A 14079-nucleotide genomic window follows, 5' to 3' on the forward strand; every position below is an offset into this window, starting at 1 on the left:
TCCGTCGTCGGCAGCGTCAGATGTGTATAAGAGACAGACCGGGGCGAGAGCACGATAGAGCGCGCGTCGGGTCTCGTGTCGTGACGCTTTTCGACCGATATGCGTCAGTGCTTCTTACGTGACAGTGCGTCGGGCTCCGGACGGCGGTCAGGCTCGGGGCCGCCGGCGTCCCGGCCTCAGAAGGCGGTGTAGCCGCCGTCGACGGGCAGGACCGCCCCGGTGACGTACGACGACTCCGACGATGCGAGGAAGAGGATCGCGTCGGCGATCTCGTCGGGTGTGGCGAGCCGGTGGAGCGGGATCTGGGACTCACGCTCGCGCCGGTACGCGTCGGGGTCGGGGCGGCGCTGGATCGAGGCCTCGATGACCGGGGTGGCGGTCAGGCCGGGAGCCACGACGTTGACGCGGATGTTGCGAGAGGCCCATTCGATCGCCGCGCCCTTGGCGAGCATGATCAGGCCTCCCTTGGCGGCGGAGTACAGGACCTCGTCCGGCTTGCCGACCATGCCGAGCCGTGAGCCGACGCAGACGAACGCCCCTCCCGCGGGGGGCATGAGCGGCGCGAAGTGCTTCATGACGAGGAACGCGCTGAGCAGGTTGCTGTCGAGGACGCGCTTCGCGTCCTCGTACGCCATGTCCGTGAGCGGGCTGCTGACCTGCAGGCCGTGGTTGAGGACGACGACGTCCACGGCGCCGAGGGACTCGGCGGCCCGGCGGGCCAGGCTCTCGACGAACGCCTCGTCGTTGAGGTCACCGGGGACGTAGAGGTCGTCCGGCTCGGCGGTGTCGAGGCGCTCCCTGCGCCCCGTGAGGAGCAGACGCGCGCCCTCACGGCGGAAGCGCGCGCTCACCGCCTCTCCGATCCCGCTGCTGGCGCCGGTGACCAGCGCCGTCACCTTCTCGAGTCTCATGTCAGGCATTCCTTTACGGGTGGGAGGGTGTCGACGGCGGACCAAGGGGAGGGTCCACTCCGGGAACGGTCAGTTGAGGAACCCGCGGGCGTCGACCGGCCATCGCTGCACCGACGTGCCCGCGCTGTCGGTGACGATGAGCTCCTCGAAGTTGAGCACCACGGGGCAGACGTGGTTCGGCACCACGGGGACGACGGTGCCGATGCCGGGCCGGAAGTTGCCGGCGGGCAGCCCGAGGAACCCGTGGTACTCGTTGAGCTTGGTCAGCACCGCCTTCGTGCCGGCGACGCCACCGAAGCCGCGCTCGACGCTTCCCTCGCGGCTGAGCGCCTTGGTTCCCACGTCGAGGATGACCTGGTCGGGGACCCAGTCGCTGACCACCGTCGCGGCGACGAACAGGGCGACCTGGTCCTCGGTGCAGGCGCCGAGCCGGGTGTTGTCCCGGTCGCAGAAGACGTACTCGCCGGGACGGATCTCGGTGACCACGTCGCTGCCCGTGAACTCGATGGTCGGCGTGGAGCCGGCGCTGACGACCTCGGCGGTGACCCCGACGGCGCTGAGGCTGCGCACGGCGGTGACGAGCGCGTCCTGCTGGTCCCTCGCGGCCTGTCTGCGAGCCTCCCGGCCGGAGCTGCCGTGACCGGGGTACGTGAACACCCCGACCGGCACGAGCCCGCACGTGCGGGCAGCGCGCGCGAGGTCGCCCGCGAGCTCGGGCGGGGCCCCGGAACGCCGTGCGCCGCAGTCCACCTCGACGACGACCTCGAGGCGGTCGGGCTCGTCACCCATGGCGCCGGCGAGGGCCTCGATCGCCGCGACGTTGTCGACGCCCACCCGCAGCCGGGTGGACTCGGCGAGCCGGCGGATCCGTTCGCCCTTCGTCCCCGCGGGCCAGATCGGGTAGGCGATGAAGATGTCGTCGAACCCGGCCTCGGCGAACACCTCGGCCTCGCCGACGTTGCCGGCGGTGATCCCGACGGCGCCGGCCGCGACCTGGCGCCGACCGATCTGCACGCACTTGTGCGTCTTGACGTGGGGCCTGACGTCGAGACCGTGTTCGTCACCGAAGCGCTGCATGCGCTCGATGTTGTCCTGCATGACGTCGACCAGCACGATCGGCGCGGGGGTGCTGACCCGCTCGACCAGGCCGTCGAGGGCTCGTTGGATCCGGTTCACGCTGGACTCCTCGTGGTTGCGTCTGGACACGGTCGGGCGTCGTGCTGCTACACGGCGGTGCACACCATCTGGATCTCGACCGGGGTGTCGAGCGGCAGACCGGCGACGCCGATCGCGGTCCGGGCGTGCCGCCCGTTCTCGCCCAGCACCTCGATGAGCAGCTCGCTGGCCGCGTTGGCGACCTGGGACTGCAGTCCGAAGTCCGGCGGGCTGGCGACGAACACGAGCATCTGCACGACCCGGACCCGGTCGAGGTCTCCCACCGCCTGCACGGCGGCGGCGAGGCAGTTGAGAGCGGCGTGGCGTGCGAGCTCCTTGGCCGTCTCCACGTCCACGTCCCGTCCGACGACGCCCCGGCCCAGCAGCCGACCGTCCTTGATCGGCAGCTGGCCGGCGATGTGGATGCTCTCGCCCACCGCCCGGTGGTGCACGAAGTAGGCGTTGTCCTCGAGGTCCGGCAGCTCCAGCCCGAGGGCGAGGAGCCGCTCGGACGCCGAGTCGCCGGCCACGGTCTGCGGCAGGGGAGCGCTCATGCCACCACCGCCGGGCTGTCGATCACCATGTGCGCGGTCCTCCGGTCGTGTCAGGGTCGTGTCAAGGTCGTGTCAGGGACGCGGCAGGCCGAAGAGGACGGGCAGGTCGGCGATGTCGGTGATCCGCTCGTAGCCGAGCCAGTGCTCGTCCTGCTCGAAGCCGCGGTCGACGTAGACCTTGTCCCGGATGCCCATGACGGCCGCGGTGCGCAGGTCGTACATCGGGCTGGCGGAGACGTGCACGAGCTCGGCGGGGGTGACGCCGAGCTTGTCGAACAGGTACTCGAACGCGGCCAGGCGCGGCTTGTAGGTGCCCATCTCCTCGGCGCTGATGACCAGCTCGAACGGGGCCTGCAGGTTCTCGGCCAGGCGCACGGCGTGGTGGGTGTCGCTGTTGGTGATGATGACCAGCGGCACCGCCTCGGCGAGCCGGTTCAGGGCCGCGGTGACGCCGGGGTAGGGGCCCCAGGTCGGGACGATGTCGTAGACGGCCCGGGCGTCCTCCTCGCGGAACGGCAGGCCGACCCAGCGCGCGGCGCGCTCCATGGAGCGGGCCACGATCTGGTGGAAGGGCTGGTAGGCGCCGGTGCACTCGTCGATCCGGTAGGCCTTGCAGATGCGCAGGTACTCGTCGGCGACCTCGGCCGGCAGCCGGTCGCCGAGGACCTGGCGCATCGCGTCGTTGATGGCGAACTTGATCAGCGTGCCGTTCATGTCGAACGTGACGAACTTCGGCGGTGCGAAAACCACGGGTCCTCCTGGTGCTCGGTCCCAGAGCGGTCCGTCCCCTCTGGTCGATGGTCGACCATACGTGTACAGTAGTCAACTGTCAACAGCTATGCTGGCCCGCGGCGACGGCTGCCGCCTGGTCTGGTCCCTCGCCGGCGGCCCCCGAAGCCGCGCCCATCCCCTGCTGGAGGAGTACGAAATGAAGTTCACGTCCTACTGGCTCGACACCGCACCGGCGAGCTCCCCCGAGAGGTCGAGGACGAGCGTGGAGGGACGCGCCGACGTGGCCGTCGTCGGCGGTGGCCTGACCGGGGTCGTCGCGGCGCTGCACCTTGCACGACGGGGGGCGAAGGTTCAGCTCTTCGAGCAGCACACCGTGGGGTTCGGCGCTTCCGGTCGCAACGGCGGTATGGCGACGACGGGCATGGCGATCGGCATCCGGCAGGCGGTGGAGAAGTACGGCTTCGACGCGGCAGCACGGCTGTACGGCGCCTACACGGAGGCCATCGACGTCATCGAGAAGCTCGTGACCGAGGAACAGATCGACTGCGACTTCGGGCGTCCCGGCAAGCTCAACCTCGCATCCAAGGCGTCGCACTACGAGGGGTTCGAGAAGACCGCAGAGCTGCTGAACACCCGCCTGGGAGGGGACTCGCAGCTCGTCCCGAAGAGCGAGCTGCGTCGCGAGATCGGGTCGGACTCCTTCCATGGGGCAATGGTGGAGTCGAAGAGCGCGAGTCTCCACGTGGGCAAGTACATCCGCGGGCTCGGCGAGGCGGCCGAGCGCGCCGGCGTGACGATCCACGAGGAGGCGCCCGTGCTGAGCCTGAGCAGGGTTGGCTCCGGCCACGAGCTCGTGACCCCGAGAGGCCGGATCCAGGCCGAGCAGGTCCTCATCGCAACGGGGGCCTACACCCGCCGGCCGTTCCGCTGGCAGCAGGTCCGCATCGCTCCGGTCGGCAGCTTCATCATCGCCACCGAGCCGCTCGACGCCGGCAGGTGCGACGACCTCCTGCCGAACCGCCGCGTCGCGTCGGACTCCAAGAACCTCCTCAACTACTTCCGCATCACCCCCGACAACCGCCTCCTGTTCGGCGGCCGGGCACGGTTCGCGATGTCCAGCCCCCAGTCCGACGTGAAGAGCGGGAAGATCCTCAGGGAGGCCATGGTCGGGTTCTTCCCCCAGCTGGCCGACGCCAGGGTGGACTACTGCTGGGGAGGGCTGGTCGACATGAGCATCGACCGCCGCGTCCACGCCGGCGAGCACGACGGCGTCTACTACTCGATGGGGTACGCCGGGCACGGCGTCCAGATGGCCACGTACATGGGACGTCAGATGGCCGAGTACATGTCCGGGGTCCGCGAGGCGAACATCTGGGGCGACGTCCCCTTCCGGCGCATCCCCGGGCACTTCGGTCCGCCATGGTTCCTGCCCGTCGCCGGCGCCTACTACAAGCTCAAGGACCGGGTCGCCTAGGGCGTGTCTCCGAGGTGGAGGCGCCCGCCGCAGCGCCCCGAGGCGGTAGGTTCGCCGCAGGGCAGCCGGAGGGAGGGGCGATGTCGGAGTCGCGGCGAGATGCGGGAGGTGCCGACTCGCGACTCCAACCACCTCGAGGCGTGGTCCTCACCGCCGCCGGCCCGACGATGCGCCGGGTGCTGCACGAGCTGGCACTCCCGACCTTCCGGCGTCTGGCCGACCGGTGGGGCTATGACGTCCGCGCGGTCGACGTCGAGGTGGACGGCGAGCGGGCGAGTGCCTCGGCGCAGGATGCCAAGTGGCTCAAGGTGAGCCTGCTGCGGCAGGCCCTCCAGGACTACCCGCTGGCGCTGTGGCTCGATGCGGACGTGCTGGTGATGCGCACCGACGAGGACGTCGCCGACCACCTGCACCCGGACCACTTCCAGGCTCTGGCGCTGGAGCACGTCCCGTTCGAGCACCGCGTCAACCCGAACACCGGCGTCTGGCTCATGCGGTCCTGCCCCGAGTCCTTCTCGTTCCTCGACGCCGTCTCCGCGGCGGGTCGGCAGCCCGGACCGTGGGCGGACCAGGGCGCGGTCCTCGCGGCGCTCGGCTGGCGTCGGGGAGACGACGAGTACCGGTGGGCCGGTCCGGGACTGGGCTCGGCGTTCCTGCTGGGGACCAGCTGGCTGCCGACCGGCTGGAACCAGCCGTACCTCGAGGGCCGGACCGCGGAGACCTGCTACAACTCCTCCCCGGAGTCGTACGCGACGCGTCCGCAGGTTCCGCGGCCGCACGTCCTGCACTTCATGGGAATGACGTCCGAGGCTCGCTGGACCCAGATGGCCCGGTGCGCGCTGCGTCCGTCGCCGTCCGGTGAGACTGCACCCTTGCCCTGAGCGCCGTCGGTGCGGTGACGAGAGCTCATCGCGTCGGGCCGGTCGTATCGCGGGCGACGATGTCGCACACTCGGCGGGCGTTGTCCTCGACGTGCGTGCGCACCGCCCTCACCGCGTCGACAGGCCTGCCCGACTCGATCGCCTCGAGGATGGCCGCGTGCTCGGTCACGATGGACACCCGATGGTGGGGCTCGTGGTCCTGCATCGAGAGCACGGACAGGTAGAAGCGCAGCTCGGTGGTCAGCTCGGCGTAGAAGGCGTCGATCCGGCTGCTGCGGAGCAGGGCGACGATGGCCGCGTGGAAGTCGAGGTCGGCGGTGACGATGTCCCTGACCTCGAGGGTGTCCGCGGCGGTGGCGAGCCGGGCGAAGGCCGCGCGCAGCGGTGCCAGCTCCGCGGCCTCCCGGGGCTCGCGCACTGCGGCGACCTCCAGCTGGCACCGCGCCTCGTAGAGGCCGTCCACGACCTCGGGCGTGGGCGCGATGACGACGGCGCCCTTGTTGACCCGGTAGCGGACCAGGCCCCCGAGCTGGAGGATGCGAACCGCCTCGCGGACGGTGTTCCGGGAGACGCCGAGCTCGGCCGCGATGGCGCTCTCGCGTAGCCGCGTCCCGGGGCCGAAGTGGCCCGAGAGGATGAGCTGCGAGAGGCCGTCCGCCACCTGCTGGGGGGCGGTCGTGCGGCGAACCGTGAAGTCCAGGTCCATGTCCTTCTCCCACGGGACGGCATCGAGAGTTTTGTAGAACTGTTCTACAGTATCCATCTTGCGATGCGCAGTTCAACTGTTCTACAGTTTCTCCGTGAACGTCTCAACGGTGGGCCTCGGTCAGGTGTCGACGACGCCCCCCGACCGGTCCACCGTCCGGGCGGCACTGGAGCAGGCGTGCTCACAGGTGGAGCTGGACTTCTCCGACGGCGCCCGGGCCATGTACGCCTTCGACGCGTCGAACTACCGCGTGCCCCCGCTGGCCGTCGCCTTCCCGCGCACCGTGGCACAGGTTCAGGACCTGGTCCGCGCGTGTGCGGACCTCGGTGTGCCGGTCACCACCCGCGGCGGTGGGACGAGCATGGCCGGCAACGCCATCGGCGCGGGCGTGGTCATCGACCTGTCACGTCACCTCGACGCGGTCCTCGAGGTCGACCCGCAGGCTCGGCGGGCGACCGTCCAGGCCGGCGTCGTGCTCGACCGCCTCAACGCCGCCGCCGCACCCCATGGCCTGATGTTCGCGCCCGACCCGTCCTCGCACTCGCGGGCCACGATCGGCGGCATGGTCGGCAACGACGCGTGCGGGAACCACTCGGTGCGATGGGGCCGGACCTCGAGCCACGTCGAGTCGCTCGACGTCGTCATGCCGGACGGGTGTCTCCTGCGGGCCGGACGCGGCGGGGTGACGGCCCTGGACCAGCCGGGTGCCACCGCGCAGGCGCACGCCGTCGAGCACGCGGCACAGCTGACGGCGGCGCTCACCGACCTCGTGACCGCGAACCTCGTCGCGATCCGGACCGAGCTGGGCCGCATCCAGCGGCAGGTGTCCGGCTACCACCTCGACGAGCTGCTGCCCGAGCGTGGCTTCGACGTGGCACGTGCGCTCGCCGGCAGCGAGGGCACGTGCGCGCTGACCGTCTGCGCCACGCTCTCGCTCGTGCAGCGGGCCACCAGGACCACGTTGCTCGTGCTCGGCTACGACGACATCGTCGACGCCGCTGCCGACGTCCCGGTCCTCCTGCCGTTCTCACCCACCGCCGTCGAAGGGATCGACGAGGCGATCGTGGCCACCATGGTGGCGCGGCGAGGAGCCGAGTCCGTCGCCGCCCTGCCGGCCGGGAAGGCGTGGCTCTACGTCGAGCTGGACGGCGACACCGAGGAGGACCTCGCCGCGGCGGCCGAAGGCCTGATGGCCACGCTGCGTCGGCACGGCCGGCTCAGGGACGGTCTCGTCGTGACCGAGGCACCGGACCGCGCGGCCCTCTGGCGGGTGCGAGAGGACGGCGCGGGCCTGTCGACCCGCCCGGACGCGACGACCCAGACGTGGGCCGGCTGGGAGGATGCGGCGGTCCACCCGGACAACCTGGCGGGCTACCTGCGCGACTTCCGGGCCCTTCTGGCCGAGCACCACCTGTCCGGCGTCCTCTACGGGCACTTCGGTGCCGGATGCGTGCACGTGCGCATCACCTTCGACCTCGGCACGGAGCGGGGCACGTCGGCCATGGCTCGGTTCGTGCGCGCCGCGGCCCGGCTCGTCGCCCGGCACGGCGGTTCCATCTCCGGCGAGCACGGTGACGGTCGCGCGCGTAGTGAGCTGCTCGCGAGCATGTACTCGCCGACGATGCTCGCGCTGTTCGCCGAGTTCCGCGCGCTCTTCGACCCACGAGGCGTCCTCAACCCCGGCATCATCGTCGACCCGGCGCCGCTCGAGCGCGACCTGCTGCCGCTGAGCGTCCGCCACCCCGCGACCGCCGGGAACGGCACCGGTTTCGCCTACCCGCACGACCGCGACTTCACCGCCGCCGTGCAGCGCTGCGTCGGCGTCGGCCGGTGCCGCAGCGACCACGGCGGTTTCATGTGCCCCTCGTACCGGGCCACCGGCCAGGAGGAGGACTCCACGCGCGGCCGCGCGCGCGTGCTCCAGGAGATGACGACCGGGACGCTGCTGCCCGACGGGTGGCGGTCCGACGAGGTGCACCAGGCGCTGGACCTGTGCCTGTCCTGCAAGGCGTGCTCGTCGGACTGCCCGGTCGGCGTCGACATGGCGACGTACAAGTCCGAGGTCCTGCACCAGCGTTACCGGCGCCGGCTGCGGCCGAGGTCGCACTACTCGCTGGGATGGCTGCCGCGCTGGATCTCCGTGGCCGGCCGCGTGCCGGCCCTCGCGAATGCCGTGCTGCGGGTCAGGGCCCTGCGCGCCCTCGCCCTGCGGATCGGGGGAGTGACACCGCACCGCGTCCTGCCCGCCTTCACGCCGCGACGTGCCGCCGTCCTCGGCAGGCACGATGACCAGCCAGACGTCCTCATCGTGACCGACTCGTTCACCCGCGGGTTCCGTCCTCGGCTCGTCGGCGCCGCCGAACGGGTGCTGAGGGAGGCGGAGCTGTCGGTGGCCGGGGCCCCCGAGGTCTGCTGCGCCCTGACGTGGATCACCACCGGTCAGCTCGACGCCGCACGCCGGATCCTCGGGCGGACCGTCGCGGCCCTGGACGCGACCGGCGATGCCGCGCTGGTCGTGCTGGAGCCGAGCTGCGCGGCCGCGCTGAAGAAGGACCTGCCCGAGCTCGTCGAGACCGAGGCGGCCCGGCGCGTCGCCGCCCGCGTCACGACGTTCGCCGCCGTCATCGAGAGCCGCCTCGACGCGGGCTGGTCCCCGCCGCGGCTTCCCGCTCGGGCGCTGACGCAGACGCACTGCCACCAGCACGCCGTGTTCGGCGCGGCGAGCAACACCCGGGTGCTGCGCCGGCTCGGCATCGAGGCCACCGAGTCGGAGGGGTGCTGCGGTCTGGCCGGCAACTTCGGCTTCGAGGCCGAGCACTACGACACCTCCATGGCCGTCGCCGGGCACGACCTGGCCGGCAAGCTGGCGAACCTGCCCCCTGATGCGGTGGCGATCGCCGACGGCTTCAGCTGCCAGTGCCAGATCGACCACCTCACGCGCACCACCCCCGGCAGCACGCCACCTTCCGGCGCGCGCGCCCCGGTCAGGCACCTGGCCGAAGTGCTCGACGACGCCCTGACCTCGACCCCCACGATCCGCCCGAAGGAGTCCACACCATGACGACAACCACCGACCTCACGCCGGCGGCCCGGCTGTTGGCAGCCGTCCCCACGGAGCTGCTCATCGGCGGCACCTGGCGCCCTGCGGCGTCCGGCGCCACGATGGACGTCCTCAACCCGGCCACCGAGGAGGTCCTGGCCACCGTCGCGGACGCCGACGTCGCGGACGGGGCTGCGGCAGCCGCCGCGGCCCGCGACGCCCAGGCCGCCTGGGCTGCCACGCCGGCCCGGGCCCGCTCCGAGATCCTCTACCGGGCGTACGCGGCCCTGATGGAGCGTCAGGAGGACCTGGCGCTGCTCATGACCCTGGAGATGGGCAAGTCGCTGCCGGAGGCGCGTGGCGAGGTCGGCTACGCCGCCGAGTTCTTCCGGTGGTTCGCCGAGGAGGCCGTCCGCGTCGACGGCGGCTTCACCCAGCGACCCGACGGCACGGCCCGCACCCTGGTGATGCGTCAGCCCGTCGGGCCCTGCCTGCTCATCACGCCGTGGAACTTCCCGCTGGCGATGGGCGCGCGCAAGATCGGCCCCGCCATCGCCGCCGGCTGCACCATGGTGCTCAAGCCGGCCCCGCAGACCCCGCTGTCGAGCCTCGCCCTCGCCCGCATCCTGCAGGAGGCCGGGCTGCCCGACGGGGTCCTCAACGTCGTCACCACCTCCCGCGCGGCCGAGGTCATCGAGCCGGTCCTGACGGGCGGCATCATCCGCAAGCTGTCGTTCACCGGGTCGACCGCCGTCGGCAAGATCCTCCTCGAGCAGGCCGCGAAGCAGGTCGTGCGGACCTCGCTGGAGCTCGGCGGGAACGCCCCCTTCATCGTCCTGCCGGACGCCGACCTCGACATCGCCGTGGAGGCGGCGGTGCAGGCGAAGATGCGCAACATGGGGGAGGCGTGCACCGCGGCCAACCGCTTCTTCGTCCACGCCGGCGTCAGCGACGAGTTCGCCCGGCGCCTGGGCGAGCGGCTCGGCGCGATGCGCGTCGGCGACGGCACGGTCGACGGCGTGGAGGTCGGGCCCCTCATCGACGCGCCCAGCCGCGACAAGGTGCTGCGCCTGGTCGAGGACGCCGTCGCGAAGGGGGCCACGGTCGTCTCGGGCGGCAACAGCGTCCCGGGCCGGGGCTACTTCGTCCAGCCGACCGTCCTCACCGGCGTCGACGCCTCGTCCGACCTGCTCACCACGGAGATCTTCGGGCCGGTCGCGGCCATCCAGACCTTCACCGACCTCGACGAGGTCATCGCCGCCGCGAACGCCACCGAGTGGGGGCTGGTCGGCTACGTCATCACCCAGGACCTCGACCTGGCCTTCAACGTCAGTGAGCGGCTCGAGGTCGGCATGGTCGGGCTGAACACCGGGCTGGTGTCGACCCCGTCGGCCCCGTTCGGCGGCATCAAGCACTCCGGGCTCGGTCGCGAGGGCGGCCGCCTCGGCATCGAAGAGTTCCTGGACGTCAAGTACATCGCCATCCCCACCCGAGAGCGAGGCCTCGCATGACCGCCCTGTCACCGCTGCTGAAGACCGCCACACCCGTCCTCGTCGACCACGCGCTCGGCAGCTACGTCTACGACGCCGACGGCCGCCGCTGGCTCGACTTCACGACCGGCATCGGCGTGACGAGCACCGGGCACTGTCACCCCGACGTCGTCCGTGCGGCCCAGGAGCAGGTCGGCAAGCTCATCCACGGCCAGTACACGACCGTGCGGCACAACCCGATCCTCGACCTGACCGAGCGCCTCGGCGACTTCCTGCCGGCCGGCCTCGACAGCGTGTTCTACGCCAACAGCGGCAGCGAGGCCGTGGAGGCGGCCGTCAGGCTGGCCCGGATGGCAACCGGCCGGCCCAACATCATCACGTTCCAGGGCGGTTTCCACGGCCGCACGGTCGCGGCCGCCTCGCTCACCACGGCCGGGACCAAGTTCCGCAGCGGGTTCTCGCCGTTGATGTCCGGAGTCTTCACGGCACCCTTCCCGTACGCGTTCCGCTACGGCTGGGACGAGGAGACGACGGTCGAGTTCGCGCTCGGTGAGCTCGACTACCTGCTGGCCACGACGAGTGCCGTCGCGGACACCGCCGCGTTCCTCATCGAGCCCGCCCTCGGCGACGGTGGCTACCTGCCCACCCCGGACGCGTTCCTGCAGGGTCTGCGTGAGCGGGCGACCAGGCACGGAATCGTGCTCGTCCTCGACGAGGTACAGACCGGGGTCGGGCGCACCGGCACCTTCTGGGGACACGAGCCCTCCGGGATCACGCCCGACGTCCTCATCACCGCCAAGGGTCTGGCCAGCGGGTTCCCGCTCTCGGCCATCGCCGCGTCCGAGTCGCTCATGAGCAAGGCCTGGCCCGGCTCGCAGGGCGGCACGTACGGCGGCAACGCCGTCTCGTGCGCGGCGGCCCTGGCGACCCTCGACGTCGTCGAGCGCGAGCGGCTCGTCGAGAACTCCGCGACCCAGGGTGCCCGCCTCATCGACGCGCTGCGCGAGATCGCACCGGACATCAAGGCGACGGTCGACATCCGCGGGCGCGGGCTCATGGTGGGGTGCGAGTTCGTCGACGCCGACGGCACGCCGCGGCCCGACCTCGCCGCCGGCGTCCAGCAGGCCGCCATCGACGAGGGCCTGCTGCTGCTGACGTGCGGCACCCGCGGCAACGTCGTGCGCTTCATCCCGCCACTCATCGTCACGAGCGAGCAGATCGACGAGGGCGTCGAGGCCTGGCGCCGGGCGCTCAAGCGGGCCGACGCCTGAGCAGAGACTGCGCGGCTGCCCGGGCTGGGCTCTCCGCCCGGGCAGCCGCGCACTCATGCCGTCGTCGGCCGGGGCTGAGGCAGACCTCGTCGTTCCAGATCTTCTCAACTGTACGGCTGTAGTACATTCGCAGGATGTCCGGGATCGAAGGCATCGAGGTGGTCGGGCGGAGCACCGCCCAGCAGGTCGCCGACGGGCTCGGGAACCTCATCCTCGACGGGTCGATGCGACCGGGTGAGCGGATCAGCGAGGCAGGCATCGCCCGGACCCTCGGCCTCTCGCGGAACACCGTGCGGGAGGCGCTGCGTCTGCTGCAGAGCTCCGGCCTCGTCCGGTACAGCTTCAACCGCGGCCTCGTGGTCTGGGACCCCACCGACGATGACATCCTCGACGTCTTCACGGTGCGCCTGCACCTCGAGAGGCTCGCCGCGACCAATCTCGGGAAGCGCACCGACCTCAGCGGGGTCGAGGCGGCCCACGCGACGTTCGAGGCGGCGCTGGAGTCCGGGGACGCGCGCACCATCGTGGAGACCGACCTCGCGATCCACCAGGCGATCGTGGCCACCCTCGGCAGCCCCCGGCTGGACGCGTTCTATGCGGGTCTGATGGTCGAGCTGCGCTACTTCCTGGTCCTGCTCAGCGTGGACCGGCGCGAGTACGAGAACACCGACGCAGTGCGGTCCGAGCACCGTGACCTGGTGGAGGCCTTCGCCTCGCGCCGCCCGCAGAAGGCCGTCGCGGCGGTGACGGCTCTGCTGGAGGAGAACCGCGAGATGGTGCGGGACGTCATCGCCCGCCGGGCCGCCAACGAGGCCCCGGCGCCCGGCGCCTGAGCGCCGCGGGAGCGGATCTCAGCCGGCGTGCGGCCTCGAGGCGTCCGCTGCCATCCCCTCCTTGAGCGTGCCCTTCCCACCCTCGAAGTGCGTCTTCAGCACGGCGACGGCGCCCTCGACGTCACCGGTGTGGACGAGGTCGAGGATCCGGCGGTGCTCCTGGACGAGGTCGTCGCGCCGCTGCACGAGGTCCGCGCGGTCGTACGCGGTCGTCAGCAGGGCCAGGCAGAGCCGTGTCTCGGAGATCACCGTGGTGAACATGCGCTCCAGCCGGGGGCTGTCGGCGGCTGCCACGAGGGCGGTGTGGAAGTCGAGGTCGCGGCTGACGACCGTGCTCCAGTCGTCCGACTTCTCGGCCGACTCCATCGCGCGGACGATCCGGTCGAGGGTCTTGTACGACGACAGCGCCCGCGAGGTCCCGGTGACCCTCCGCAGCGCGGCCGTCTCCAGCGCCTCCCGCGCCAGGTAGATGTCGTCGATGTCCGCCGCCTCCAGCACGGGCACGAAGACACCGCGGTGCGGCTCGCTGCGCAGCAGACCCTCCTGGATCAGCCGTTGGAGGGCCTCGCGGACCGGTCCCCGGCTCACACCGAAGCTCGCCGCGAGCTCCACCTCGTTGAGCTGGCTCCCGGGTCGGAGGGCGCCCTCGATGATGTCCGCCCGGATCCGCTCTCCGACCATGGCGGCGAACGTGGTCCTCGGGATCGATGTTGACGAAACGGTGTTCCGCGCCACGGCGCAGCTCCCCTCAGTAAGCCGGGGCTCGGCCCCGGTGCACCGTGCTGGCACGGCATGGTCTGTCCACAGGTTGTTCGGGCTGCGGTCAGGAGCCGGTGGCGCCTGACCGCAGCCTGTTGACATTCTACAGAGACGCTGATCCCTGGGTCGCGACCCTCGTACCCGGTGTGGGTGGGTCAGAGCACCTTGTCGAGGAACTTGCGGGTGCGGGGTTCCTTCGGGTTGCCCAGGACCTGGGTGGGGGGGCCTTGTTCGACGATGCGGCCGCCGTCCATGAACAGGACGGTGTCGGCG

12 protein-coding genes are annotated in these 14079 nt (G+C 71.4%); 6 read left to right on the forward strand and 6 right to left on the reverse strand.

All coding sequences use genetic code 11. The features are described 5' to 3' along the window. Positions 1 to 176: 176 nt before the first annotated feature. The 4 genes from ACPYOM_RS15685 to ACPYOM_RS15700 all read right to left on the reverse strand — a co-directional run bounded on the left by ACPYOM_RS15685 (position 177) and on the right by ACPYOM_RS15700 (position 3370). Positions 177 to 911, reverse strand: a complete 735-nt coding sequence (locus ACPYOM_RS15685) for an SDR family NAD(P)-dependent oxidoreductase (protein ID WP_481346676.1) — start codon at positions 909 to 911, stop codon at positions 177 to 179. A 69-nt stretch (positions 912 to 980) separates the two neighbouring features. Beyond that, positions 981 to 2087 (reverse strand): alanine racemase, encoded by a 1107-nt coding sequence (locus tag ACPYOM_RS15690; RefSeq protein ID WP_481346677.1) that lies wholly within the window; start codon positions 2085 to 2087, stop codon positions 981 to 983. A 47-nt stretch (positions 2088 to 2134) separates the two neighbouring features. Beyond that, on the reverse strand, positions 2135 to 2620 hold the full coding sequence (locus ACPYOM_RS15695; protein ID WP_481346678.1) for a RidA family protein: 486 nt from the start codon (positions 2618 to 2620) through the stop codon (positions 2135 to 2137). A 72-nt stretch (positions 2621 to 2692) separates the two neighbouring features. Next, positions 2693 to 3370: a haloacid dehalogenase type II gene (locus tag ACPYOM_RS15700; protein WP_481346679.1), complete on the reverse strand. Its 678-nt coding sequence runs from the start codon at positions 3368 to 3370 to the stop codon at positions 2693 to 2695. 178 nt (positions 3371 to 3548) lie between these two features. On the opposite strand from ACPYOM_RS15700, the gene ACPYOM_RS15705 reads away from it, so the two are divergent. Together ACPYOM_RS15705 and ACPYOM_RS15710 are read left to right on the forward strand one after the other, a co-directional pair. Further along, the gene (locus ACPYOM_RS15705; RefSeq protein WP_481346680.1) at positions 3549 to 4826 is read left to right on the forward strand and encodes an NAD(P)/FAD-dependent oxidoreductase; all 1278 of its coding nucleotides are present in this window, start codon (positions 3549 to 3551) and stop codon (positions 4824 to 4826) included. Between the two features lie 140 nt (positions 4827 to 4966). After that, complete coding sequence (locus ACPYOM_RS15710) at positions 4967 to 5707, forward strand: hypothetical protein (RefSeq protein WP_481346681.1); 741 nt, start codon at positions 4967 to 4969, stop codon at positions 5705 to 5707. A 25-nt stretch (positions 5708 to 5732) separates the two neighbouring features. Here the strand turns inward: ACPYOM_RS15710 and ACPYOM_RS15715 are convergent, their stop codons facing one another. After that, entirely contained in the window at positions 5733 to 6470 is a 738-nt protein-coding gene (locus ACPYOM_RS15715) for a GntR family transcriptional regulator (RefSeq protein ID WP_481346682.1), read from the reverse strand. Between the two features lie 37 nt (positions 6471 to 6507). Here ACPYOM_RS15715 and ACPYOM_RS15720 point away from each other — a divergent pair, with 37 nt between their 5' ends. The 4 genes from ACPYOM_RS15720 to ACPYOM_RS15735 all read left to right on the forward strand — a co-directional run bounded on the left by ACPYOM_RS15720 (position 6508) and on the right by ACPYOM_RS15735 (position 13047). Continuing rightward, on the forward strand, positions 6508 to 9474 hold the full coding sequence (locus ACPYOM_RS15720; RefSeq protein ID WP_481346683.1) for an FAD-binding and (Fe-S)-binding domain-containing protein: 2967 nt from the start codon (positions 6508 to 6510) through the stop codon (positions 9472 to 9474). Then, entirely contained in the window at positions 9471 to 10964 is a 1494-nt protein-coding gene (locus tag ACPYOM_RS15725; RefSeq protein WP_481346684.1) for an NAD-dependent succinate-semialdehyde dehydrogenase, read from the forward strand. The genes ACPYOM_RS15720 and ACPYOM_RS15725 overlap by 4 nt, the downstream gene beginning before the upstream one ends. Beyond that, entirely contained in the window at positions 10961 to 12214 is a 1254-nt protein-coding gene (locus ACPYOM_RS15730; protein WP_481341887.1) for an aspartate aminotransferase family protein, read from the forward strand. Before ACPYOM_RS15725 ends, ACPYOM_RS15730 begins: the two co-directional genes overlap by 4 nt. Before the next feature lie 134 nt (positions 12215 to 12348). Next, positions 12349 to 13047: a GntR family transcriptional regulator gene (locus ACPYOM_RS15735; RefSeq protein WP_481341886.1), complete on the forward strand. Its 699-nt coding sequence runs from the start codon at positions 12349 to 12351 to the stop codon at positions 13045 to 13047. A gap of 18 nt (positions 13048 to 13065) precedes the next feature. Here ACPYOM_RS15735 and ACPYOM_RS15740 read toward each other — a convergent pair whose 3' ends face one another. Beyond that, positions 13066 to 13728 (reverse strand): GntR family transcriptional regulator, encoded by a 663-nt coding sequence (locus ACPYOM_RS15740; RefSeq protein ID WP_481341885.1) that lies wholly within the window; start codon positions 13726 to 13728, stop codon positions 13066 to 13068. Positions 13729 to 14079 lie beyond the last annotated feature (351 nt).

The organism is Monashia sp. HAY1-2A, assembly GCF_056755315.1.

Coding starts and splice junctions, on each gene's coding strand:
- ACPYOM_RS15740 (WP_481341885.1), bottom strand. CDS start 13,728: ATGGTCGGAGAGCGGATCCGGGCGGACATCATCGAGGGCGCCCTCCGA.
- ACPYOM_RS15735 (WP_481341886.1), top strand. CDS start 12,349: ATGTCCGGGATCGAAGGCATCGAGGTGGTCGGGCGGAGCACCGCCCAG.
- ACPYOM_RS15725 (WP_481346684.1), top strand. CDS start 9,471: ATGACGACAACCACCGACCTCACGCCGGCGGCCCGGCTGTTGGCAGCC.
- ACPYOM_RS15685 (WP_481346676.1), bottom strand. CDS start 911: ATGAGACTCGAGAAGGTGACGGCGCTGGTCACCGGCGCCAGCAGCGGG.
- ACPYOM_RS15705 (WP_481346680.1), top strand. CDS start 3,549: ATGAAGTTCACGTCCTACTGGCTCGACACCGCACCGGCGAGCTCCCCC.
- ACPYOM_RS15695 (WP_481346678.1), bottom strand. CDS start 2,620: ATGAGCGCTCCCCTGCCGCAGACCGTGGCCGGCGACTCGGCGTCCGAG.
- ACPYOM_RS15715 (WP_481346682.1), bottom strand. CDS start 6,470: ATGGATACTGTAGAACAGTTCTACAAAACTCTCGATGCCGTCCCGTGG.
- ACPYOM_RS15730 (WP_481341887.1), top strand. CDS start 10,961: ATGACCGCCCTGTCACCGCTGCTGAAGACCGCCACACCCGTCCTCGTC.